Below are 22,753 nucleotides of genomic sequence, written 5' to 3' on the forward strand. Positions count from 1 at the left end.
AGCCGCTTTCGTGCTCGTGGCTCATGAAAATATCGTAGCTACCCCTCCTGCCAAATTCTCTGTAATATTGCTGGTTTTCATAACCGAGAAATGGAGTATTCAAGGTGTATAAAAACTTAGGACTGCATCTAAATAAATACATCCCCATCCCCACGACTCTTCAACACCCCTCAAAATTGAATGAACCTGTTCCGGAGGTTTGTTTAGATCTAGCCAACCTTTACCATCATTACTATATGGATACATATGGTGCCTGCCCGCCAAACCCCGACCCTACGAGATTTGAGCACGTCACATTCTTAATGTCAGATGACCACCTCCGGTTTCAAGGAGATGGTCTTGGAGTATCTACGGCCGCACGTAGAAACAAGTCATCGGAACTCGGCCAGGCTTTTTGTCGCTGGTTTTTGCATGAGCACCTAGGTGTAAAATATTTTGCTCACATTGGCGAAATGACAGAAGGGCGGGTTCGGAAAAAATTTAATGGGTATACCATTGAACGTTCAGACGTAGGCGACATGCCAGACTATCTATGTAGTGAAGGTACAGGTTCTGTGTTTCTGGCTGAAGCCAAGGGCAGATACACGTCAGTAAGTTTCGACAGTAAGGAATTTGAAAAGTGGCGAGCTCAATTCTCACGAGTTCGGGTGCTTGATAATTCTGGGAATGCCGTTAGGGTGAAGGGGCATATCGTAGCCACTCGATTTGCTACAGAAGAAAGATCTCGCGTCAAATCAGCGATCTATGCAGAAGATCCAGAATCAGAAGGTGATGTACCCATTGAGGGTGATACCGCAAAAAGCCTGGCTGAAACTGTCGCGGCGTACCACTACAGTAGATTGCTTGAAAAGTTAGATCAGCCACTTTTGGCTGCGTCTTTAAGAAACAACGTTCGCCTTCATGAGGATATGAGGCTACCGGTTGTTTTATGGGGATCGGCTCTCAATCCGAACTCATCTCAAATTTACGTTGGTGGCTATTTTGCTGGCCCCACAGGTGAAAACGTATTTGATTTTGTGGATGGCAAGATCCAGTCAAAACGAAATGATCCACTGAGACTTGGCATTCCCCAAGGTACGTTTGTCGGCGTTCAGTTAAAAATCTTTGAATTTTTAGTCAAAGCAGCCAGAGGCTCAAGTTTTGATTTGGATTTCATGCCTGAGGTGGACCCATTAGATTTCACCTACAGCGGTATCAGCTTGCTACAAGATGGATCAATCATCGGTCCTATAGGGCTATTTCAGCCACTGGCCGGAACGACTTATTAAGCAATAGAGGCGATCGCCAGCCAATGCTCCTGCAAATTTTGGGCAATTTCCTGGGGCTTGCTGAGTTGTTTGCAAGGTCAGAAGCCAAGGGCTATTTCCTAGGACGAAGCTCCGTAATTCTGTGCTTTGTGGTAATAGCGGATGTTGGTTGTGTCGAACTATGTTATTAGAAGGTCAGTGCAGGATTCAAAAGATAAAGGTCGCTGTGTCAATCTATGTTGCTAGTCCGGCTATCGATCCGTTTCGGTTTCTCCAATGTTTTTAGTGGGGGGCTTGTGTCAAACTATGTTGTAAACGCCCAACAACATATCCTGTCTTTAGATACTCAAAGAAAGTTTAGATGAGCGAATAAAGATGGAACAAGACCCCATGGGTTTCATAGCCATTGAAATTCTAAAGGCACAGGGCGAGCACCTCATTTTCGAATGAGAAAATTTTGGAGCGTAAAGGAGACGGATTAATTATCAGGTATCTGGTCAAGGAATTGTTTCATCAGTTATTTTGCTAATAGCACTGGCCGGCAATAAAATACATAAGTCCAGTGCGTTAATCATGAAGCTTATAGGATCATGCACCATAGTGATTGCCATTAATAAAATGAAACTAGGCGTCAGTGGTTTTTTTGCACTGATAGGTTTTGCTTGCCTAATACATACCGATTCTGTGTATGCTGATCTTGCTCAATGCTCACGAGATAGCCATATTGTCACTGCATCGGGGCAAAGAGTTGATATTCAAAAGTTATGGGGATTTCATATAAGTACCGAATTCACGGATGGAACCTGTCGCGCAGTTGCGCTGGAGGGCCTTATTTGGTGGCGAAGCGGAGAATTAGCCTCTGTGGCTCCCGAAAATAGGAATGGATGGACCCCCTTTAAAATAGCATTTGGGTTTAGTCGGGAGGTACAGGATAGCCACCTTCAGGGAAAGCGCAAAATTCAAGATAAGCCACGAGGCACTTTACGCGCTCCTCAATGGAAAGGGCAGGAAATCGCACTAGATCACTACCCAGGTCTAAAAATCAGACTAGAAGAAGGACTAACAATGACTGAGGTCTCGCATTTTAATGGGGATTTTATATTGGACAATTGGCGCGGAGCGGGAGGCAATAGAAAAATTGTTATCTGCAGTACAGTGGTTACGAATCATAAAAAACCCACCGCGTCTTTGCTGTCTGGAGAAGAATTAAAAGCGTATAGATTCGAAAATGATTACGATTGGTGTGGGCTAGAGCTACCAGATTTTGCAATGCCAAGTGGGGTGGGGCGAGTCTTGTTTTCCGGCGACAAACTCAGCGAAGCCGCTGCCGCTCTGCCAAGGATCTACGAATATATCCACTCTGCTACCGTTGAAAAGGATATTTGATTATAGTTTATGAATTCGTTCATACTGCGCTTGCAACTGGTCGATATGGTCAAGGTACGGCTGTTTGACCGAGCCCCAGACATCACCGCTCTCAACCACCGCTTTCAGCGTCGCATAAGCCTCCTTGAGATACCCAGCGGTACGCACAATGCCATCAACAGTGTCGTTCAGTCCAAGCATGGCAACTGCGCCCGTGCCTATTGCAAAAATGATGTCGTGAGAGATGTCTATCACCGTCCATTTAGTAGCAATATCTGCCCTGCACACCACACTTGGACTCATCCATCTCCTTTCCTCTCTGAGCTTTCTGCTCTTTGCTCAGGTCTGGACAGTGTTCGTCCCCGCCTGCGCCCCCGTTAGGGCACCGCTCGGTCACCGCCAGCAACTCTCCCTGCCAGCCCGCCGCCACGCCTGCTCGTCCCTTCACACCGTCCCCTCAGGCTCCACCTTCGCCAAAATCCGATCCAACCGCTCGACGATCTCCTTGTCGATCTTTTCATGCAGTCGCATGATCTCCAGCTCCGCGCGCAGGTTCACCTCGAAGTCCAGGCTCGCGGCCAGGCGGTCTTTGGCTGACTGGCGGTTCTGGCTCATCATGATCACCGGTGCCTGAATGGCTGCGACGGTGGAGAGCATCAGGTTGAGGAAGATGTACGGGTAGGGGTCAAAGGCCAGGCCGAAGTGATCGAGCACATCGGTGTTGAGCAGCATCCAGCCCAGCAGGATGATGGTGAAGGCGATGATGAAGGCCCATGAACCACCGATTGCCGCTACCCGGTCGGACAGCCGTTCACCGAAGGTGGCTACCTCGTCAGAGGCGTCACCGGCATCGCGGCTGACGGGCAGTCGTTTTCTCATCTGCTCCAGCACATGGATTTCTTCGGGTTCGAGCTGATGGGGGTGTTTGCCGAGGAAGCGTCGAGCCAGCGGTTCAAGTGGGTGCTTGGTGGCCATGGGGCAGGGTCTTCAGGTGGTGAGGAAGACAGGCACTATCCCATGGAATTCGACGCTGTTGAATGCTCGAAGCTGTGGACACTCAACCCTGCGGAATAATGGCCAGCGCGTCCGGCTCCGGGCCTGCCGGCCAGCGCGCCTGCACGGACCAGGTGGCAGTGTCGATCACGGCAATCTCGTCGCCGCCGCTGATGGCGACGAATGCACGTTTGCCGTCGGGCGCCACCACCGCGCCGATGGGCAGGGCTGCGGCGCCCAGCAAGGTTTCGCGATACACCGCGCCTTTTCGGGCCAGATCGACACGCTTGATCTCGCGCCTGTTCGCCACGTCGATCACCGACAGCTCGGCAGATTTGGCGCAGCTGACCAACGCATGGTTGCCATCGGGTGTCATGACGATGCGGATCGGGAAGCGGCCGGTCTTGATCCGATCCACCACCTTCAGCGTCTGGGTATCGACCAGCGCCACCTCGTCGTCTTCACGATTGCTCACCCACACATGCTTGCCCGACTGCTCGATGGCAATGCCCTCGGTGCTGTTACCGGTGGGCACCGAGGCGAGCTTGCGGTGCTGTCCAAGGTCGACCACCGACAGGCTGCCGCCTTTGACGTGGGTCACGTAGGCGCGGCTGGCGTCTGCCGACAGCACCACCATATGGGGCTGGCCACCGCCCACGTCGATGCGCTCGAGCACCTTGCCCTGAGCCAGGTCGACCACCAGCAGGCGTTCGCTGTCTTCGGTGGTGACCACAATGCGCTGGTTGTCGGGAAAGAAGCGTATGCCGTGGGGGCGCGAATCCTGGCCCAGGTCGATGGTGCGCAACACCTTGCGGGTCGGCCAGTCGATCACGCTCAGGCTGTTGTTGGGCTTGCCCTGGGCGCCGTAATTGCCCACCACCGCCAGCCGACCGTCGCCGGCGACGATGACCTCATGGGGGCCGGTGCCGACTGGCAGCTTCAACAGTTCCTTGCCGTTGACCATGTCCAGTGCCGACACACTGGCGCCGGCCTTGTTGCCCACCAGCAGGACGTCGGCCGCATGAGCCATCGGCAGGGCGCCGAGCAACAGCCCGGCCAGGCAGGCGCGGCGCAGAGGTGTCAGCAGCGTGGAGGTCGAGTAGGGCATGGGCTGTCTCCTGAAAGTCCGTGGGCAGGGCATGGAGTTGTGACCTGCAGGAAATCATGAGAGTTCGGATCTAGAGCGGTCGGTGAGGCATCCCTTGGCTGTCTGGGTGAAGACTGCAGTCGACGGTATGGGATTTTTTTCCCGCTCAGTGAGAATCGTCCTTCAGAATCGAGAATTTGTTCTTATAGTGCAGTCATGAACGACCCACGAACCACAGGCATCGTCGACCGTGTGCTGCAGGTGCTGACCTGTGTGGCCAAGGCCGGACAACCGATAGCGGCCAAGCGCATTGCCGCGCAGGTTGGGCTGCCGCTGAGCACGGTCTATCGGCATCTGGCGTCGCTGAAGAAGTGGGGCTTGTTACAAGAGCACATGACCACCGGGCTGTACGAACCCGGTGCGACCGGGGTGCAACTGGCCTGGGGCTTCGATCAGACGTCCCATCTGATCAGCCAGAGCCGCGACGAGATCGGTGCCCTGGCTGAACGCACGGGCGAAAGCGTTGGCCTGCTGGTGTACAGCAACGGCCAGATGGTGTGCATCGCCATGGAGGAGAGCAGCAGCTCGCTGCGTTGCTCGTTCACCAAGGGCCGCGCGCATTCCATGATGCAGGGTGCGTCGGCCAAGAGTCTCCTGGCGTTTCTGCCCGAGCCGGTGCAGCGCCAGTTGCTCGCAGAGCAAGCGCAACAGGGCGCCGTGGACGTCGCGGCGCTGGAAAAGGAGATCGTCCGAATTCGCAAGAATGGCTATGCCACCAGTGACAGTGAAGTCGATCTGGGTGTCTGGGGCGTGAGTGTCCCATTGGTTTCAGCGGACGGTGGCCTGGAAGGCACCATTACGTTGATGGCGCCGTCATTGCGCGTTGGCCCACGGGAAGCTGAGCTGATCAGCCTCACCAGAAAAGCAGCCAGCCGCATCTGCAATCGCTTCTAACTGCCGCTCAATCCATGTTTCGGGTCCTGACGGACTCACCCTTGCCAAAGGAATTTGTGATGAAAGCGTTGAAGTTGTTCACCCCCCTGGCTGCCGCGCTGACGCTGATGGCCTCGCTCTGCACCTCGGCCCAGGCAGCCGATGATGTGATGCGTGTCGGCACCGATGCCACCTTCCCGCCCATGGAGTTCGTGCAGGATGGCAAGCGTACCGGCTTCGATATCGAATTGATCGAAGCCATCGGCAAGCAACTGAACAAGAAAGTCGAATGGGTCGATATCGGCTTCAAGGGGCTGATCCCTGGCTTGATTTCGAACCGCTTCGATGTCGCTGCATCGGCTATCTACATGACCGAAGAGCGTCAGAAGGTGGTCAACTTCACCGACTCCTACTATCGCGGGGGCCTGGCTGTATTGGTCCTGAAGGAGGACGCCAGCATCGACAAGCCTGCCGATCTGGTGGCGGGCAAGAAGGTTTCGGCCCAGGTGGGCACCAAGTCCATCGACTTTCTGAAAACCAACTACCCCGCAGTGACTGTGGTGGAAGTGGAGAAGAACCAGGCCATGTTCGACCTGTTGGCCATTGGCCGGGTCAACGCTGCGGTCACTGGGCGTCCGGCGGCGGTGGAATACGCCAAGCGTCAGCCCAAGGTCCGGGTGCTGGACGAAGGTCTGACCACCGAACTGTACGGTTTCGCCATTCGCAAGAATGACACCGAGCTGCAACAGCAGATGAACCAGGCGCTGCAGACCCTGCGCAGCAACGGCGAATATGCCGCCCTGACCCAGAAATGGTTCGGCACCACCAAAGAATAAGCCGCCGCTGCAGGTCCGCGCGATGCTTGCGACGGACCTGCACATCACGCCTTCAACCGTAGCCTGTGCGGAGTACTTCATGGATCTCGACTTTTCCCCGGTCTGGGACGGCTGGCGCGCGCTCGCCTCCGGCACCCTGATCACCATCGAAATCACGGCTGCGGCATTGGTGCTGGGCTGTGTGCTGGGCCTGTTGATCGGGCTCGGCCGGCTCAATCCCGATCGCAAGATCATCTATGGGCTGTGCACCACCTACCTGACGCTGGTCCGTGGCACGCCGCTGCTGGTGCAGTTGTTCATTCTGTTCTTCGGTCTGCCGCACTTCGGCATCCAATTGCCCGCCTATGTATGCGGGATCTTCGGCCTGGGCATCTACAGCGCGGCCTACGTCTCGGAGATCGTCCGCGGGTCGATCCAGTCCGTGGAAAAGGGCCAGATGGAAGCCGCCCGATCGTTGGGTCTCCCGCACAAGCTGGCGATGCGCAAGGTCATCCTGCCCCAGGCCTTCGTGCGCATGATTCCCGCCTTGGGCAACGAGTTCATTGCCTTGATCAAGAACTCGGCGCTGGTGTCGCTGCTGACCATTGCCGACGTGATGCACGAGGGCGAGAAGATCATCAGCGTGTCCTATCGCTCGCTCGAAGTGTACCTGGCCATCGCCTTCATCTACCTGATGCTGACCAGCATCACCACCTTGATCCTGCGCCGCACCGAGAAAGTGCTGCGCGCCGACGGGAGAGTGTGATGAGCACCGCCATCATCGACATTCGGAACCTGAGCAAATCCTTCGGTACCCATCAGGTGCTGCACAACATCGACTTCAGCGTACAGCCCAGCCAGGTCGTGGTGGTGATCGGCCCCAGCGGGTCGGGCAAGAGCACCTTCCTGCGTTGCATGAACGGCCTGGAGACCGCCGAAGGCGGAACGCTGCGCGCCTGCGGTCACACGGTGGTGGAGCAGGGCCGGATGATGTCCGAAAGCAAACTCGACGCCCTGCGCAGTGAAGTCGGCATGGTGTTCCAGTCCTTCAACCTGTTCCCGCACCTCAGCGTATTGGACAACATCACCCTGGCGCCCATGGCCCTGCGCGGCAAGTCGCGCCAGGCTGCGCAAGAGCAGGGCTTGCGCCTGTTGAACAAGGTCGGCCTCGAACACAAGGCCCAGGTCTATCCCGGCACCCTGTCGGGCGGGCAGAAGCAGCGCGTGGCGATCGCCCGTGCATTGGCCATGGAACCCAAGGTCATGCTGTTCGACGAGCCGACCTCGGCACTGGACCCGGAGCTGGTGGGTGAGGTGTTGCAGGTCATGAAGACCCTGGCGAACGAAGGCATGACCATGATCATTGTCACCCACGAAATGGGTTTTGCCTGGGAAGTGGCCGATGTGGTGGTGGTGATGGACCAAGGCGCCATCGTCGAAGCCGCGCCGCCAGCCCAGCTCTTCACCGCGCCTCGCGAAGTCCGTACGCGCAGTTTCCTGCAAAGCGTGCTGTCGCGAGACGCGGCGCCTGTTCTCTGATTGCCCCCGCCTGACTCACTGCCCAGAGGTTCATGTGGATACACCCTTGGATTCACCTACCAGTCACGCCCAGAGCAGCCTGTTTGCCCACAGCGCCTTACTGCCCGATGGCTGGCAGCGCAATGTGCTGCTGAGCTGGAACGGGCTCGGCGATCTGACCACCGTGAGCATCGATGCCGTGCCTGAGGCCGGCACGCCGGTGGCGCGGGGCCCGGTGATCAGTGGCATGCCGAACCTGCATTCCCATACCTTTCAGCGCGCCATGGCCGGGTTGACCGAAACCCTGGGCGACCCGAAAGACTCCTTCTGGAGCTGGCGCACCCTGATGTATCGCTTCGCCCAGCGCCTGCAGCCGCGGCACCTGCAGGCCATCGGCCGGCACCTGTACATCGAGATGCTCAAGGCCGGGTACACCTCGGTCTGCGAGTTTCACTACGTGCACCATGGCGCTGACGGCCAGCCCTACGCCAACCCCGCCGAACTGTCCCTGCGCGTGGTTCGTGCAGCCGAGGAGGTGGGCATCGGCATGACCCTGCTGCCGGTGCTGTACCAGTACGGCGGCCTGGGTCAGGCAGAACCGTTGCCGCACCAGCGTCGCTTCATCAATTCACCCGAGTGGATCTTCGAGCTGCGTCAGCACCTGCAAAAAGCCATGCCGCAGAACGGCAACCGACGCTACGGCGTAGCGCCGCACTCGTTGCGCGCCGTGAGCGAAGCCTCCTTGTCGAGGCTGATCCAGGGCTTGGACAGTGAAGACCCGCGGGCGCCCGTGCATATCCATATTGCCGAACAAACCCGTGAGGTCGATGACTGCGTAGCCATCCTCGGCCAGCGACCGGTGCAGTGGCTGTTGGACCGCCAACCCTTGGACCCGCGATGGTGCCTGGTGCACGCCACCCACATGGACGACGCCGAATACGCCGCATTGGCGCGCAGTGGTGCCGTCGTCGGTCTGTGTCCGACCACCGAAGCCAACCTTGGCGATGGTTTGTTCGACGCGCAGCGTTTTCTGGCCGACAAGGGAAATTGGGGTATCGGTTCGGACAGCAACGTGGCGGTCAATCCTTGGGCCGAACTGCGCTTGCTGGAATACGGCCAACGCCTGTTGCATCGCCGCCGCAACGTGCTGGCCAGCGCCGAAGCGCCGGTGGTGGCGGACCGACTGTTCGCTCAGGCGGTCAGTGGCGGGGCGCAGGCCACGGGCCGCTCGGTGGGCGGCCTGGTGGTCGGCCAGCGTGCCGATCTGGTCGTGATCGATTCGGACGCCGCCAATACCGCCCCGGGCTATCCGGCACAGCTGTTGTCCTCGATGGTGTTCTGCGAGCACGGCACCCAACCCGTACGCGATGTCTTCGTCGGCGGCAGGCACGTCATCGACAACGGCCAGCACGCCCTGCAGGTGGAAGCGCTGCACGGCTACCGCGCCACCCTGGCCGACCTCCTGGAGCAAACGATATGAGTCAGCAACACACGTTCGAGCTGCATGAGGGCATCGGCCCCTTGCTGATCTCCATGCCCCATGTGGGCACTGAAGTGCCAGACGATCTGAAGGCGCATTACAGCCCGGTCGGCCAGGCGGTGGATGACACCGACTGGCATATCCATGAGCTGTACGACTTCGCGACCGCGCTGGGGGCGTCGACACTGCGTCCACGCTTTTCGCGCTACGTGATCGACCTGAATCGGCCGGCCGATGGCGCCAGCCTCTATCCGGGCCAGAACACCACTGGACTCTGCCCGCTGGCCACCTTCGACGACGTGCCGCTGTATCAACCGGGGCACGAGCCTGACGACGCTGAAATCGCCCGACGCCTGGAGCACTATTGGCAGCCGTACCATCGGGCCTTGCACCAGCAATTGCAGCGAATCAAAGCCATCCACGGGTATGCCCTGCTGTGGGATGCCCACTCGATCCGCTCGGTCATCCCGCACCTGTTCGAAGGCGAGTTGCCGGTGTTCAACTTCGGTACGGCAAGCGGCAGCGCCTGCGCGCCTGGCGTTGGCGAGCAGTTGCACGCCTTGGCCGAGCAGTTGGCTCCGCAGTTGCCAGCGGTGCTCAATGGCCGGTTCAAGGGCGGCTACATCACCCGCCAGTACGGCAGCCCGGCCCATGGGGTTCACGCGGTTCAGCTGGAGCTGGCGCAGCGTGCCTACATGCAGGAAGCGCCGCCCTACGAGTTGCAACAGGCCAAGGTCGACACCTTGCGACCGGTACTGCTTGCGCTGATCGAGCGCTTCATGGCGTTCAAGCCTGCCTGACATTTCTTTGGTAGCCGGATTCCGATGACTGATTCGTACCTGTACCGACCCGAAGCGTACACGGCCATGCCTTGGAAAAACGGGGGTGGCAGCACCTTGGAGATTGCCCGGCAGCGCTGCATCGATGACAGCGGCTATGACTGGCGCCTGTCGCTCGCCCAGATCGATGTCGATGGACCCTTTTCCGTGTTTCCCGGCTACAGCCGGGTCATCACCGTGCTGCATGGCGATGGGATGGTGTTGCAAATCAATGGGGTGGACAGTGAGGCGTTGGGTCCCCTGCAGCCGCTGAGTTTCGACGGTGGAGCGACCGTGCAGTGTCGCTTGCTGGGCTCGCCGATCGAGGATTTCAACCTGATCTACCGCCCGGATCGGATCAACGCTTCCTTGCGCTGGGTGGATTGTCATCCGGCCGTGGTGTTGGGCTCCAAGGCGACTCAGGTCGTTTTCTTCAATGCGTCAGTGGGCATCGTCAACGTCACCCACGCGAGCAGTGGACAGCGCCATGAGCTAGTCCCGCGAGCCACGCTGCGGTGCACCAACGTCGGTGGTCAGTTGCAGCGCTATAGCCTGGAGGGCGCAATGGCGCAGGTCTGTGTGGTGGAGTTGGACAGGGTGGACTGATCGCCCTGCGAGCCTGATGCTTAGCATCGTCCGCTTGCTGGCAGGACTGACTTACCGGCACAAATGTGAAAAAAAAGTAAAAATCAGGTAAACGATTCTAGTTCTTGTTTGAAATTTCCTACATTATCCCCGTCCTTTTCTTCGTCTTGGGACGCCGATCTTGAAGCCTCGTATTTCCGCCACTCTGTTGCTGGCCGGCGCCTGCGGTACCTTTCCGCTGGCGCATGCCGATGATTCCCTCACGCTGCCGTCTATCCAGGTGCAGGAATCGGCCTCCGAGGATCAGTACAGAGATCCCACCGTCAGCTACACGGCCAAGCCGTCCTCAAGCACCACCAAGCTGGGGCTGAGCAAGCAGGAAACACCACAGGGCATCACCACCGTCACCCAGGCGCAGATGGAAGACTTCAAGATCCGTGGCATCAAGGATGCCTTGCGCTCTGCGCCTTCGGTGACGGTGGAGCAGAGCGAAAGCGATCGGACCGAATTCACATCCCGCGGCTTTGAAATCACGTCGTTCGAATACGATGGGATGAGCATGCCGTTTTCCCAGGCCACCTTGATCGGCGACGTCGACATGGCTGAGTACGAGCAGATCGACGTGCTGCACGGGGCCAACGGATTGATGAGCGGGACCGGCAACCCATCGGCGACGGTAAATTTCGTGCGCAAACGCCCAACCGAGACCTTCCAGGCGCAGATCGATAGCAGCGTGGGCTCCTGGGACGGCCGCCGTATCGCCGCCGACGTCTCCGGTCCATTGACCGAGAGCGGCAACGTGCGTGGCCGTTTCATCTACGCCCATGACAAGGGCAACTCATGGATGGACCGCTACAGCCACGAACGCAACGTGGCTGCCGGCCTGCTGGCGTTCGATCTGAGTGAGCGGGATACGCTCACGGTCGGCTTCTCCCAGCACAACAGCGACTCCAATGCCAGCACCTGGGGCAACCTGCCGCTGGTGGACGACGGCGGCAACCGGTTGCACTACAGCAGCCGCAGTTCCAACGTGGGCCAGCCTTGGACCTACTGGAACATGCACACGCAGCGCACCTTCGCCGAGCTGCAGCATGCCTTCGACAACGGCTGGAATGCCACGCTGACGGTGACCGGTATTCACGAATATCAGGACACCAACATGTTCTACGTGGCGGGTCTGAACGCTGATCAGGCACGGGTCTTTGCAGCAGACACCTCCGCCACGGCCAACCAGGCCATTGGTGAAGCGAAGCTGTCAGGCCCTTTCAGCCTGTTCGGTCGCGAGCATGAACTCACCTTTGGGGCCACCTACGGACGAACGCACCAGACTGCGCGTGAATATGATTCCATTGAAGGGGGCTATTACGACGCATCCTTCGCCAGCATCCTGAACGGCACTATCGCCCGTCCGTCCTTCACTGTGACCAGCGACACCAATACCCAGAACTTCGTGGACAGCCAGAAGAGCCTGTTCGCTGGCGCGCGCTTCAACCTGACGGACGATCTGCACTGGATCGCGGGTGCACGCATGCTCAGCGCCGATGGCTCAGGTGATAGCTACGGCTCGGATCATTCCCTGCGCGAGCATGGTCGGGTGACGCCGTACACCGGCCTGGTCTACGACCTGAGCCAGCAGTGGGCGGTGTACACCAGCTGGACACGGATCTTCAATCCGCAATACGCCACCTACGGGCTGGACGGCAAGTTGCTTGACCCGCTCGAAGGCAAAAGCCTGGAGGCCGGTGTCAAGGGTCGCTTGCTCGAAAACCGTCTGGACGTGACGGCGGCGGTGTTCAAGACGCAGCAAAGCAACGTGGCCGGGGCCTTCACCCAGGTGGGTTCGCAGTACCTGTACGAGACCGAGGACTACAAGAGCCATGGGGTGGAACTGGAGGCTTCAGGCGAAGCGTACCCCGGCCTGGACGTGCTGGCCGGCTATACCTATGTCGCCATCGAAGACGAGGACGGCAGTGATGCGCGCAACTATGTGCCCACTCACAGCTTCCACGGTCTGGTCAGCTACCGTCTGCCGATGCTGCCGAAGGCTCACGTGGGCACGCGCCTGAGCTGGCAGAGCGGGGTGGAGAACGACACCAACAGTGCCATTCGCCAGAATGCCTATGCCATCGTCGATCTGATGACCCGCTATGACATCGACGACCATTGGAGCACGTCGCTGAACTTCAACAATGTCACCGATCGCAAGTACCTGCGCTCGCTGTACAGCCAGACCGCCAGCAGCTACGGCGCGCCGCGCAACATCACCGCATCGGTCAGCTGGAAGTACTGACCGGGTGCCAGCGCCATGCCCTGAGAACCCAACGGTCTCAGGGCATGGCGCTTGGCCCCTCAGCCGCGGCTCATGCTCGTGCGCATGGTCTTGGCCTTGCCGGTATCTGCACGTTTGCTCTTGACCACCCACCGACTCAGCGGCCCCTGCAACAGCCACTGCCGCGTGCGGTTGCCGATCTGCTCCTGGAATATCACGCAGATGATGATGCACAGCAGCAGCAGGATAGGGTAGTACGCCAGCGACAGCGGGTGGCCCTTGGCTTGCGCAACGCAGGCCGAGGCATTGCTGAAGCACAGCGGCACATTGATGTTCGCCAGCATTTCCAGACGACGGAAGATGATGAAGATCGGTGTGTGCAAGGCGAACATCGGCAGCGATGCCGCGCCCAGCCGGCGCGCCCATTTGATGTATCGCTCGCTGCGCGGACTCGAGGCCATGGCGCACAGTGTGATCCCGCTGAGCACCAGCGGCAGCAGCAGGCCGTTATGCAGCAGCACATACCAGTGGCTGGCACCCCGCCAGTTGACCTCGGCGGCGATCGCTACACCAAAGCCCAGGGCAATCACCGCCAGCAGTTTGCCAGGGCCCTGCAACCCGACGCCCATCAGCCGATGTTCGCGAAACAGCAGGTAGGCGACGATGCCGGCGAGGAAGACCGGTAGCCGCAGCAACGGAAAGTGGTGAAGGAAACCGATCCAGATCGAGCTGTAGTCATCGTTGAGGACCACCAGCAGCGGCGGGACCAGACACGCCGCCCAGATGATCAGCAGCAACCGCACCTTGTGTTTGGCGGCCGCCAGGCGCGGCGCGAACCAGGGGAACACGAGATAGAAGAAGAACAGTGCCGAGATCGACCACAGCGGCCCGTTGTAGGCCAGGTAGACCGGGTTCCAGGCTTGCAGCAGGGTGACCTGCAGTACGGCGTTGACAGCAATCTGAAAGTCACTGAGGTGGTATTTCAGCAGCTCGGGGGCGGTGCGCTTGAGCAGGTCATCGGATCGATAGGCGACACCCAGGTCGGTGTTGCTGTCGAACAGGCCCGTGAGCGCGATCAGGATCACGCAACTGGCAAGGCCGAACAGGTGAATAGGGTAGAGATTGGCAAAGCGCTTGGTCATGAAGGAGAGAGGTGGCTCTCGAAGTTTGTTGCCGTCCAGGTAGACGTGGGTAAGGAGAAAGCCGGATAACGCAAAGAAGCTACTGGTGGCGAAAAAACCCAGTTCGGTGAACTCCACCAATCCACTGAGCTGTGTGTACTCGCTGTAGAAAGGCAGTGTGTGAAACATCACAAGGTACACGCCGAGGAAAAAGCGCAGCCATTCCAAACCTATGAATCTTTCGTTGTCTGCGCTCATGCAGGTCCATTTCCTTGATGATGTCGAAGCCCGGGCATGGTACACCAAGCGTTTCCGATGTTTCCGGATGTGTCCTGTAGCTGCCAGCGTAGCTGATGACGTGAAAATTTAATTACAGATCGAAGGATTACCGACCCACGGCACCCGACTCGATGATCGACTGGTCATCGGGGCGCCGACTTCTGAGCTAGTCTTTTCTGCTGAATCGTTCAGACAGGGGAGAACTTCCATGCTCGCGCACCTACCGCCTGTGTTGCAAAACCTGCAGCTTCCCTTACGGCTGCGTCTCTGGGACGGACATGAACTGGATCTGGGTCCATCGCCCAGCGTCACGCTCGTACTGAAAGAGCCGCAGGTCATCAGCCAGTTTTCCCACCCGAGCCTGGATCGACTGGGTAGTGCTTTCATCGAAGGCAAGGTGGATGTCGAAGGCGAGATCGGCGACGTCATCCGCCTGTGCGATGAACTCAGCCAAGCGATTTTGCACGACGACGATGGCACTGCACCCGTGCGATCGGCACATGACAAAGACACCGATGAACGCTCCATCGCCTATCACTACGACTTGTCCAACGAGTTCTATCAGCTCTGGCTCGACCGGGACATGGCGTACTCCTGCGCCTACTTCCATACCGGTCAAGAGACCTTGGAGCAGGCGCAACAAGACAAGTTCAGACACCTGTGCCGCAAATTGCGACTGCGACAGGGTGATTACCTTCTGGATGTCGGCTGCGGTTGGGGTGGCCTCGCACGATTCGCGGCGCGCGAGTTCGGCGCACGGGTGCTGGGCATTACCCTGAGCAAGGAGCAGTTGAAGCTGGCTCGGGCGCGAGTAGTGGCCGAAGGCCTGCAACATCAGGTCGAACTGCAGCTGCTTGATTATCGTGACCTGCCTCAGGACGGACGCTTCGACAAGGTCGTCAGTGTGGGCATGTTCGAGCACGTTGGCCACGCCAACCTGGGGCTCTATTGCCAGCGCCTTTGCGGCGCTGTTCGCGAGGGAGGTCTGGTAATGAACCACGGCATCACGGCCCGGCACACGGACGGCCGTCCGGTGGGCAGGGGCGCGGGGGAATTCATCGGCAAGTACGTCTTTCCCCACGGCGAATTGCCTCACCTGTCCATGGTCGACGCGCAGGTCAGCGAAGCGGGACTTGAGGTCGTGGATGTGGAGAGTCTGCGGCTGCACTACGCACGCACTCTGCAGCATTGGAGCGCGCGCCTGGAAAACCAGTTGGAGACCGCCGCCGGCATGGTATCCGAACAGTCCCTGCGGATCTGGCGTCTGTACCTGGCCGGTTGCGCCTATGGGTTCAGTCGGGGCTGGATCAATATTCACCAGATCCTTGCCGTCAAACCCTACACCGACGGCCATACCGGACTGCCCTGGACCCGAGACGATATCTACAGCAGCTGAGACGGCTAGAGGATGGGTGAAATCAGCCGCGCCACGCGCATGCCCAACTTTTGCAGGCGGTGGGTCTCCTTGCTGTCGCGTACATCGATCTCGCGCGATTGGGCGAAGTCGTCCAGCAGCATCCGTTCGACTTCGCTGGTGAAGGCTTTGTCCACGGTCAACAGCATGATTTCGAAGTTCAGGCGGAAGGAGCGGTTGTCCATGTTGGCGCTCCCGATCGCGGTGATCTCGTCGTCGATCAGCACCACTTTCTGGTGCAGAAATCCCGGCCCATAGCGGAACATCCGGACGCCCGCACGGACGGCCTCGAAGGCGAACAGGCTGGAGGCGGCATACACCACTTTGTGATCGGGACGAGAGGGTAGCAGGATCCTGACGTCTACGCCGCGCAGCACGGCCAGCCTCAGAGCGGCAAACACCGCCTCATCGGGGATGAAGTAAGGCGTCGTGATCCAGACCCGTTCGTTGGCGGCGTGAATCGACTCGACGAAAAACAGTGAGCAGGTTTCATAGGAATCCGCCGGACCGGTCGCCAGCACCTGGCACAGCACACCGTCCTCTTCGTACGCATCCGGCAGAATCAACGGTGGCAGTTCGCGTGCCGCCCAGAACCAGTCCTCCGCGAAGGACTCCTGCAGGCAGGCGATCACGGGACCGCTGATGCTCACATGGGTATCTCGCCAAGGCGACAGCTTGGGGTTGCCACCCAGGTATTCGTCACCCACGTTATGACCGCCGATGAAGCCTTTAATACCGTCCACCACCACGATCTTGCGATGGTTGCGGAAATTCACCTGGAACCTGTTCAGCCAGCCGCTCTGAGTCGCGAACGCCTTCACGTTCACTCCGCCGTCACGCAAGCGCTCGACGTATTCACGGGGCAGGGCATGGCTTCCCACCTGGTCATACAGCACATAGACCTGCACACCTTCGGAGGCTTTCTGCAATAACAGGCCTTGCAGCTGACGGCCGATATGGTCGTCGTGGATGATGAAGAACTGTACCAACACCACCTGCCTGGCCTCGCGAATGGCCGCGAAGATGGCATCGAATGTGGCGTGGCCGTTGACCAGCAGGCCGACCCGGTTGTTGGCCAGGCAGGGCATGCGACCAAGCTTGGGCATGGCTCTGAGCGAGGCGTAGGACGTCGACTTTCGTGCAGCCAGCGCTTCCTCGATCCATGGCCGCCAATCCAGGTCGGCAATGGCCGTGTGCATTTCCTTGTTGGCATGCCGACGCGCCTCGATGTAGCCATCGAACGTGCTGCGCCCGAACACCAGATAGGGGATCAATGTGAGGTAGGGAATGAACATCAGCGACAAGGCCCAGGCGATCGACCCTTGCGCGGTGCGTACGGTAAGCACGGCATGTACGGCAGCCCCGATGCCCAGTACGTGCAGCAGGCCAAATAGATACCCAAAAAAAATCGGACTGTGATAATCCATTGCACGGCGGCTCCTTGATTCGCTGTGGTAACAGACCACGTTCAGGAGCGGTTGTCGCGTTTTTATTGCCGCGCAACTCGGGTCCGGTTTCGGCGTCAAAAGCCGAGGCGCCCGCGCTTTTCCCAACGACCTTCAGGAGTGACATCAGATGAGATTCAAATGGCCGATGGCAGCATTGATAGTGAGCCTTTCGGCGACAGGCGCTCAGGCGCAGATGTTGCAGCCAGGTCTGTGGGAAATGACCACCAGCAACATGCAGGTCGATGGCAAGCCATTGCCGGACATGCAGGTCATGCTGGGCCAGCTGAAAATGCTGCCACCCGAGCAAAGGGCGATGATGGAAGGCGTATTAGCCAACCAGGGCATTACATTGGGCGGCAATGGCATTCGTTCATGCCTGACCCCTGAGCAGGTCAAGACCAACGATATCCCGCTGCAGGACCCAAAATCGGGCTGCACGCAGAAGATCACCGAACGCAACGGCAACGTATGGAAATTCCAGTTCAGCTGTCCCAAGGCCCAAGGCGCGGGACAGGCGCAATTCCTCAGCGACCGGGAATTTTTGACCACGGTCAGGGGCACCTTCAATGCCTCGGGTACGGCACAAAAGGGCAGCATGAATACCCGTGCTGTCTGGTTGGGTAACGACTGCGGTGCGGTAAAGCCCCGTACGTGAAACATAGGGCACGTGTTCCACGTGGAACACGTGTTTTTTTGACTCATGACGACTCGGTTAAGTGACAACAGATCAACGCTGTTTATGTTATGTTATAACAACAAACACCGCGTATAGCTCGTTGTAACCGTTCCTGATGAGGTCCGTCATGCCCAACCGTTTACCCGTCACTGTGCTCTCAGGTTTTCTGGGAGCCGGGAAAAGCACCCTGCTCAATCACATCCTGCGTAATCGTGACGACTTGCGCGTCGCGGTGATCGTCAATGACATGAGCGAGATCAACATCGACGGCAGCGAAGTGCAGCGCGATGTCAGCCTCAACCGCGCCGAAGAAAAGCTGGTCGAAATGAGCAATGGCTGCATCTGCTGCACACTTCGCGAAGACTTGCTTCAGGAAGTAGCAAAACTTGCCGCCGATGGGCGTTTCGATTACCTGCTGATCGAATCCACCGGCATCTCCGAACCGCTACCCGTGGCGGAAACCTTCACCTTTCGCGATGAGCAAGGCCAGAGCCTGGCCGATCTGGCGCGGCTCGACACCATGGTCACCGTCGTTGACGGGGTCAATTTCCTGCTCGACTACCAGGCCGCGGAAAGCCTGGCCACCCGAGGCGAGACGTTGGGGGAGGAAGACGAGCGGGCGATCACCGAGCTGTTGATCGAGCAGGTGGAGTTCGCCGATGTGATCCTGATCAGCAAGATCGACCTCATCAGCCAGGCCGAACGCACCGAGCTGACTGCGGTGCTGCAAAAGCTCAACCCGGTCGCACAGGTGCTGCCGATGGTCATGGGTCAGGTACCTCTGGCGCGCATCCTGGACACTGGGCTGTTCGATTTCGAGCGCGCGGCGCAGGCGCCGGGCTGGCTGAAGGAACTGCAGGGCGAACACGTGCCCGAAACCGACGCCTACGGCATCGCCTCGACGGCCTATCGCGCCCGGCGCCCGTTCCATCCACAGCGCTTCCATGCGTTCATCGACCAACCCTGGACCAACGGCAAGCTGCTGCGCTCCAAAGGCTTTTTCTGGTTGGCCAGCAAGCCCCAGGAAGCCGGGAGCTGGTCACAGGCCGGTGGGTTGATGCGCTATGGTTTTGCCGGGCGCTGGTGGCGCTTCGTGCCCGAAACGCAATGGCCGCAGGATGCTGAAAGCATCGCTGCCATCCAGCACAACTGGAACGCCGACACCGGCGACTGCCGGCAGGAACTGGTGTTCATCGGCCAGAACATCGACTTCGCTGCCTTGAGTCGAGACTTGGACAGTTGCCTGCTCGACGACGAGGAACTGGCCCAGGGCGCACGCGCCTGGACCCGTTGGCCGGATCCCTTCGGTGACTGGCACGAACAGACGCCGGCGGTGTAGCTTCGGCTATCAGGGGGTCTCCCAGTGGCCCCCACTGTTCTGTTCGCAGAATGGCTTGAGGTAAGCGGCATCGCTGGCCACACCGTAGTAGTGGATGTCCTGTTCATAGGGCATGCGCTCCACGCGCGCGCCGCGACAGACACCGTAGGCGCCCTGCGGGCATTGCTCCAGGTGTTGCACCTCGACCTTCTGGCCCGGCAAATTCGGCTGGCAGAATCCATCATGAAACAGCTTGGGCGGTATAGTGCGATTCTGCTGGCACACTTCAACGCTCACCCGCTCGGCCTGACTGTGCACCACGCAGGCCTCGGCCCATACCTGAGTGCTGGCCAGCAGGCCCAACAAAACCCACACACGCATCGTTCAACCTCCATAGACATCCGACCATGCTGCAGAACATTCCCACCCATGTCATCGCAGGCCCCTTGGGCGCCGGCAAGACCAGCCTGATTCGTCATCTGCTGGCGTGCAAGCCAGCGGACGAACGCTGGGCCGTCTTGATCAACGAATTCGGTCTGGTGGGCATAGACGCCGCGTTGTTGGCTACAGCCGACGATGGTATCGCAATCGGTGAAATCGCCGGGGGTTGCCTGTGCTGCGTGAATGGTGCGCCGTTTCAGATCGGCCTTGCCCGCTTGCTGCGCAGTGCTCGTCCGGATCGATTGTTCATCGAGCCGTCGGGCCTGGGCCATCCGCTGCAGATCCTCGCACAACTGGGTGAAGCGCCTTGGCGCGGGGTCCTGGCCGTGCAACCGCTGGTGATGGTGCTCGACGCGCTGGCTCTCAGGGCGGGGAATGCGCTACCTGCGGTTCAGCTGGAAGCCGCGCGCACGGCGGGATTGCTGATCATGAACAAGGCATCCGGTACCGATGAGCTGTGCATAAGTACAGATTTACCCACAGCGCAAATGCTGTGGCGGGAGGTCGATGAAATCCGCCTCGATCAACTGCCGATTGTGGATAAGCCTGTCGCGCTTTTTGTGGACAAGCTGATGGACAGCCCCAATGCGCTGGGTGATCTATGGGTGGATAAGTCTCGTGGCCAATGCCAAGTCCAGGATCACCCTGATGGCTGGAGCATCGGCTGGCGTTGGCACCCACAGGTGCAGTTCGACCTGCAGACCCTGGGGCGTTGGCTGGAGGATGAAGGTTGGCGTCGGGCCAAGCTGGTTATCCACAGCACGCAGGGGTGGCGATCAAGCAACTTGCTGGCAGGACAAGTCGCCCAATGGAGAACGAGCGAGTGGCGTCGCGATTCACGGGTGGAGCTGATATTCGACACACCCCAGGACGCAACGCTCCTGCAGCAAGGGTTGTTGCGAGCACAGGTGCCGGATCCGTCGCAGGACTGACACCCTCAGGGGCGCCAGCGCTTGTGTTCCTGGCGCCACTGGCTCATTTCGATGACTTCGGCACTGGTCGGCGTCTTCACTTCGAACGGGTAGGGTGCCAGCTCGATCTGCACCGCGTGCGGCCCGAACTGCGTGGCGATGCCTGCATGGCGCTGCTCGCCGGTGACGGTGAACTCGAAGTTGTACACCCGCGCCAAGCGCTTGCGGCCGTTGGCATCGGCCAGCCAGGCAAAGCGCTTGAAGGCGACGTTGTCGTCGAGCAGTTCCAGATCGAGCTTGCCGCAATGCTGCTTGACCCGCTCCAACGCCTTCTCTCGCAGGCCATGGTTGTGCCACAACCAGGCCGCACCTGCGGCCAGTAACATCAGGATGAACATATTGCCAAGGGTCAACATCAACGTGCGCTCCAACCGGTTGCTCGCAGCTTAACTGTGTCTCCGGTCTGTCGTACAGGCTGCATTTCGCGCGATACTGCGCGCCATGAAGTCCTGTCACCGGTCCGGAATCCTTGCATGAAACGTACACCACACCTGCTCGCCATCCAGTCCCATGTCGTGTTCGGCCACGCCGGCAACAGCGCGGCGGTTTTCCCGATGCAGCGGGTGGGGGTCAAGGTCTGGCCATTGAATACGGTGCAGTTTTCCAATCACACACAGTATGGTCAGTGGACGGGAGAAGTGTTGGCGCCGCAACACATTCCCGCACTGGTCGAAGGGATTGCGACGATTGGCGAGTTGGGCAACTGCGATGCGGTGCTCAGCGGCTACTTGGGCAGCGCTGCTCAGGGGCGGGCAATCCTGGGCGTGGTACGGCGGGTCAAGGCAGCCAATCCCAAGGCCCTGTACCTGTGCGACCCGGTGATGGGGCATGCGGAGAAAGGCTGCGTGGTACCGGCCGAGGTCAGCGACTTTCTGCTCGATGAAGCCGTGGCGGCAGCCGACGTGCTGTGTCCCAACCAATTGGAGCTCGACAGCTTCAGTGGCCGCAAGGCCGACTCCCTGCAGGATTGCGTGGCCATGGCGCGCGCCTTGCTGGCCCGGGGCCCGAAAGCGGTGCTGGTAAAACATCTGGCCTACCCCGGCAAATCACCCGAAGACTTCGAGATGCTGCTGGTCACCGCCGCAGGCAGCTGGCACCTGCGGCGTCCGCTGCTGGCGTTTCCGCGCCAGCCGGTCGGCGTGGGCGACCTGACCAGTGGCTTGTTTCTGGCCAGGCTGCTGCTGGGTGACGATTGGCTGGCCGCTTTCGAGTTCACGGCCGCGGCGGTGCACGAAGTGCTGCTGGAGACCCAGGCGTGCGCCAGCTACGAACTGGAGTTGGTGCGCGCCCAGGATCGAATCGTGCATCCACGCCTGCGTTTCGAAGCCGTGGCGCTTTAAATGGGTTCTTCCTTGAGATCGCGGTAGCGCTTTTCCAGCTCCTGGCGGATCTGCCGACGCTGCTGCGCCTGGATGAAGCGCCGCGTGCCCTCGGCATCCTGTGGCTTCAAAGGCGGTACGTGGGCGGGCTTGCGCTGGTCGTCCACCGCCACCATGGTGAAGAAGCAACTGTTGGTGTGGCGTACCGAACGCTCGCGGATGTTCTCGGTGACCACCTTGATCCCCACTTCCATCGACGTGTTGCCGGTGTAGTTGACCGATGCCAGGAAGGTCACCAGTTCGCCCACGTGCACCGGCTCGCGGAAAATCACCTGATCCACCGACAAGGTCACCACATACCGGCCGGCATAGCGGCTGGCGCAGGCGTAAGCCACTTCGTCGAGGTATTTGAGCAGCGTTCCTCCATGCACATTGCCGGAAAAATTGGCCATGTCAGGGGTCATCAGCACCGTCATCGACAGCTGGGCGTTTCCAGGTTCCATAGTGAACTCACGGTTGGTTGGCAGAAGTACAGGGGCATCACCTATTCTGGCGTTGGCCACTTACGACGGGTCTCGTCCACAGGCGGACGCCGAGCGAGGCTACTCCGTCACGTCTATCGTGCCATTACATAGGGCATAGCGGCGATCTGTTTC

23 protein-coding genes are annotated in these 22,753 nt (G+C 59.3%); 15 read left to right on the forward strand and 8 right to left on the reverse strand.

What is annotated here, in order from left to right:
- Positions 1 to 104: 104 nt before the first annotated feature.
- The gene (locus ABMD26_RS11670; RefSeq protein ID WP_354309650.1) at positions 105 to 1,268 is read left to right on the forward strand and encodes a hypothetical protein; all 1,164 of its coding nucleotides are present in this window, start codon (positions 105 to 107) and stop codon (positions 1,266 to 1,268) included.
- Positions 1,269 to 1,847: 579 nt separating this feature from the next.
- Positions 1,848 to 2,633: a hypothetical protein gene (locus tag ABMD26_RS11675; RefSeq protein WP_354309652.1), complete on the forward strand. Its 786-nt coding sequence runs from the start codon at positions 1,848 to 1,850 to the stop codon at positions 2,631 to 2,633.
- On the opposite strand, the gene ABMD26_RS11680 is transcribed toward ABMD26_RS11675, so the two are convergent.
- From ABMD26_RS11680 to ABMD26_RS11690, 3 genes are all read right to left on the reverse strand, one after another.
- Entirely contained in the window at positions 2,634 to 2,915 is a 282-nt protein-coding gene (locus tag ABMD26_RS11680) for a hypothetical protein (protein ID WP_354309654.1), read from the reverse strand.
- A 141-nt stretch (positions 2,916 to 3,056) separates the two neighbouring features.
- A complete protein-coding gene (locus tag ABMD26_RS11685; RefSeq protein WP_049860436.1) occupies positions 3,057 to 3,587 on the reverse strand; it encodes a DUF1003 domain-containing protein in 531 nt (176 codons plus the stop codon).
- An 82-nt stretch (positions 3,588 to 3,669) separates the two neighbouring features.
- Positions 3,670 to 4,713: a YVTN family beta-propeller repeat protein gene (locus ABMD26_RS11690; protein ID WP_354309657.1), complete on the reverse strand. Its 1,044-nt coding sequence runs from the start codon at positions 4,711 to 4,713 to the stop codon at positions 3,670 to 3,672.
- 195 nt (positions 4,714 to 4,908) lie between these two features.
- Between ABMD26_RS11690 and ABMD26_RS11695 the strand changes: the two genes are divergently transcribed.
- From ABMD26_RS11695 to ABMD26_RS11730, 8 genes are all read left to right on the forward strand, one after another.
- Complete coding sequence (locus ABMD26_RS11695) at positions 4,909 to 5,646, forward strand: IclR family transcriptional regulator (protein ID WP_354309659.1); 738 nt, start codon at positions 4,909 to 4,911, stop codon at positions 5,644 to 5,646.
- Positions 5,647 to 5,705: 59 nt separating this feature from the next.
- Positions 5,706 to 6,461: a transporter substrate-binding domain-containing protein gene (locus ABMD26_RS11700; RefSeq protein WP_043192067.1), complete on the forward strand. Its 756-nt coding sequence runs from the start codon at positions 5,706 to 5,708 to the stop codon at positions 6,459 to 6,461.
- Positions 6,462 to 6,540: 79 nt separating this feature from the next.
- The gene (locus ABMD26_RS11705; RefSeq protein WP_043192069.1) at positions 6,541 to 7,206 is read left to right on the forward strand and encodes an amino acid ABC transporter permease; all 666 of its coding nucleotides are present in this window, start codon (positions 6,541 to 6,543) and stop codon (positions 7,204 to 7,206) included.
- An 11-nt stretch (positions 7,207 to 7,217) separates the two neighbouring features.
- Positions 7,218 to 7,979 carry an amino acid ABC transporter ATP-binding protein gene (locus ABMD26_RS11710; protein ID WP_502948341.1) on the forward strand — a complete coding sequence of 254 codons (762 nt, stop codon included), beginning with the start codon at positions 7,218 to 7,220 and terminating at the stop codon, positions 7,977 to 7,979.
- A gap of 46 nt (positions 7,980 to 8,025) precedes the next feature.
- On the forward strand, positions 8,026 to 9,438 hold the full coding sequence (locus ABMD26_RS11715; protein ID WP_354309664.1) for a formimidoylglutamate deiminase: 1,413 nt from the start codon (positions 8,026 to 8,028) through the stop codon (positions 9,436 to 9,438).
- The gene (gene hutG, locus ABMD26_RS11720; RefSeq protein WP_354309666.1) at positions 9,435 to 10,238 is read left to right on the forward strand and encodes an N-formylglutamate deformylase; all 804 of its coding nucleotides are present in this window, start codon (positions 9,435 to 9,437) and stop codon (positions 10,236 to 10,238) included. The genes ABMD26_RS11715 and hutG overlap by 4 nt, the downstream gene beginning before the upstream one ends.
- Positions 10,239 to 10,262: 24 nt before the next feature.
- Positions 10,263 to 10,862, forward strand: coding sequence for a HutD/Ves family protein (locus ABMD26_RS11725; RefSeq protein WP_354309668.1), 600 nt, complete (start codon positions 10,263 to 10,265; stop codon positions 10,860 to 10,862).
- A 160-nt stretch (positions 10,863 to 11,022) separates the two neighbouring features.
- On the forward strand, positions 11,023 to 13,131 hold the full coding sequence (locus ABMD26_RS11730; RefSeq protein ID WP_354309670.1) for a TonB-dependent siderophore receptor: 2,109 nt from the start codon (positions 11,023 to 11,025) through the stop codon (positions 13,129 to 13,131).
- A gap of 59 nt (positions 13,132 to 13,190) precedes the next feature.
- Here the strand turns inward: ABMD26_RS11730 and ABMD26_RS11735 are convergent, their stop codons facing one another.
- Positions 13,191 to 14,489: an acyltransferase family protein gene (locus tag ABMD26_RS11735; protein WP_354309672.1), complete on the reverse strand. Its 1,299-nt coding sequence runs from the start codon at positions 14,487 to 14,489 to the stop codon at positions 13,191 to 13,193.
- Between the two features lie 229 nt (positions 14,490 to 14,718).
- On the opposite strand from ABMD26_RS11735, the gene cfaB reads away from it, so the two are divergent.
- Complete coding sequence (cfaB, locus tag ABMD26_RS11740) at positions 14,719 to 15,906, forward strand: C17 cyclopropane fatty acid synthase CfaB (protein ID WP_354309674.1); 1,188 nt, start codon at positions 14,719 to 14,721, stop codon at positions 15,904 to 15,906.
- A gap of 5 nt (positions 15,907 to 15,911) precedes the next feature.
- On the opposite strand, the gene cls is transcribed toward cfaB, so the two are convergent.
- Positions 15,912 to 17,351, reverse strand: coding sequence for a cardiolipin synthase (gene cls / locus ABMD26_RS11745; RefSeq protein ID WP_122743038.1), 1,440 nt, complete (start codon positions 17,349 to 17,351; stop codon positions 15,912 to 15,914).
- A 148-nt stretch (positions 17,352 to 17,499) separates the two neighbouring features.
- Between cls and ABMD26_RS11750 the strand changes: the two genes are divergently transcribed.
- The gene (locus ABMD26_RS11750; RefSeq protein WP_134722087.1) at positions 17,500 to 18,027 is read left to right on the forward strand and encodes a DUF3617 domain-containing protein; all 528 of its coding nucleotides are present in this window, start codon (positions 17,500 to 17,502) and stop codon (positions 18,025 to 18,027) included.
- Between the two features lie 148 nt (positions 18,028 to 18,175).
- The gene (gene zigA / locus ABMD26_RS11755; protein WP_049860416.1) at positions 18,176 to 19,387 is read left to right on the forward strand and encodes a zinc metallochaperone GTPase ZigA; all 1,212 of its coding nucleotides are present in this window, start codon (positions 18,176 to 18,178) and stop codon (positions 19,385 to 19,387) included.
- Positions 19,388 to 19,396: 9 nt separating this feature from the next.
- On the opposite strand, the gene ABMD26_RS11760 is transcribed toward zigA, so the two are convergent.
- Complete coding sequence (locus tag ABMD26_RS11760) at positions 19,397 to 19,747, reverse strand: hypothetical protein (protein ID WP_049860415.1); 351 nt, start codon at positions 19,745 to 19,747, stop codon at positions 19,397 to 19,399.
- A gap of 26 nt (positions 19,748 to 19,773) precedes the next feature.
- Here ABMD26_RS11760 and ABMD26_RS11765 point away from each other — a divergent pair, with 26 nt between their 5' ends.
- The gene (locus ABMD26_RS11765; protein WP_354309678.1) at positions 19,774 to 20,739 is read left to right on the forward strand and encodes a CobW family GTP-binding protein; all 966 of its coding nucleotides are present in this window, start codon (positions 19,774 to 19,776) and stop codon (positions 20,737 to 20,739) included.
- Positions 20,740 to 20,744: 5 nt separating this feature from the next.
- Here ABMD26_RS11765 and ABMD26_RS11770 read toward each other — a convergent pair whose 3' ends face one another.
- Entirely contained in the window at positions 20,745 to 21,134 is a 390-nt protein-coding gene (locus tag ABMD26_RS11770) for a DUF3301 domain-containing protein (RefSeq protein ID WP_049860413.1), read from the reverse strand.
- A gap of 117 nt (positions 21,135 to 21,251) precedes the next feature.
- On the opposite strand from ABMD26_RS11770, the gene pdxY reads away from it, so the two are divergent.
- Complete coding sequence (pdxY, locus tag ABMD26_RS11775) at positions 21,252 to 22,118, forward strand: pyridoxal kinase PdxY (RefSeq protein WP_122743034.1); 867 nt, start codon at positions 21,252 to 21,254, stop codon at positions 22,116 to 22,118.
- On the opposite strand, the gene ABMD26_RS11780 is transcribed toward pdxY, so the two are convergent.
- Positions 22,115 to 22,600 (reverse strand): acyl-CoA thioesterase, encoded by a 486-nt coding sequence (locus ABMD26_RS11780; RefSeq protein ID WP_049860411.1) that lies wholly within the window; start codon positions 22,598 to 22,600, stop codon positions 22,115 to 22,117. The two genes, pdxY and ABMD26_RS11780, sit on opposite strands and share 4 nt — an antisense overlap.
- Positions 22,601 to 22,753 lie beyond the last annotated feature (153 nt).

The sequence above is a fragment of the Pseudomonas sp. PvP001 genome (genome assembly GCF_040546375.1).
Taxonomy (GTDB): domain Bacteria; phylum Pseudomonadota; class Gammaproteobacteria; order Pseudomonadales; family Pseudomonadaceae; genus Aquipseudomonas; species Aquipseudomonas coleopterorum.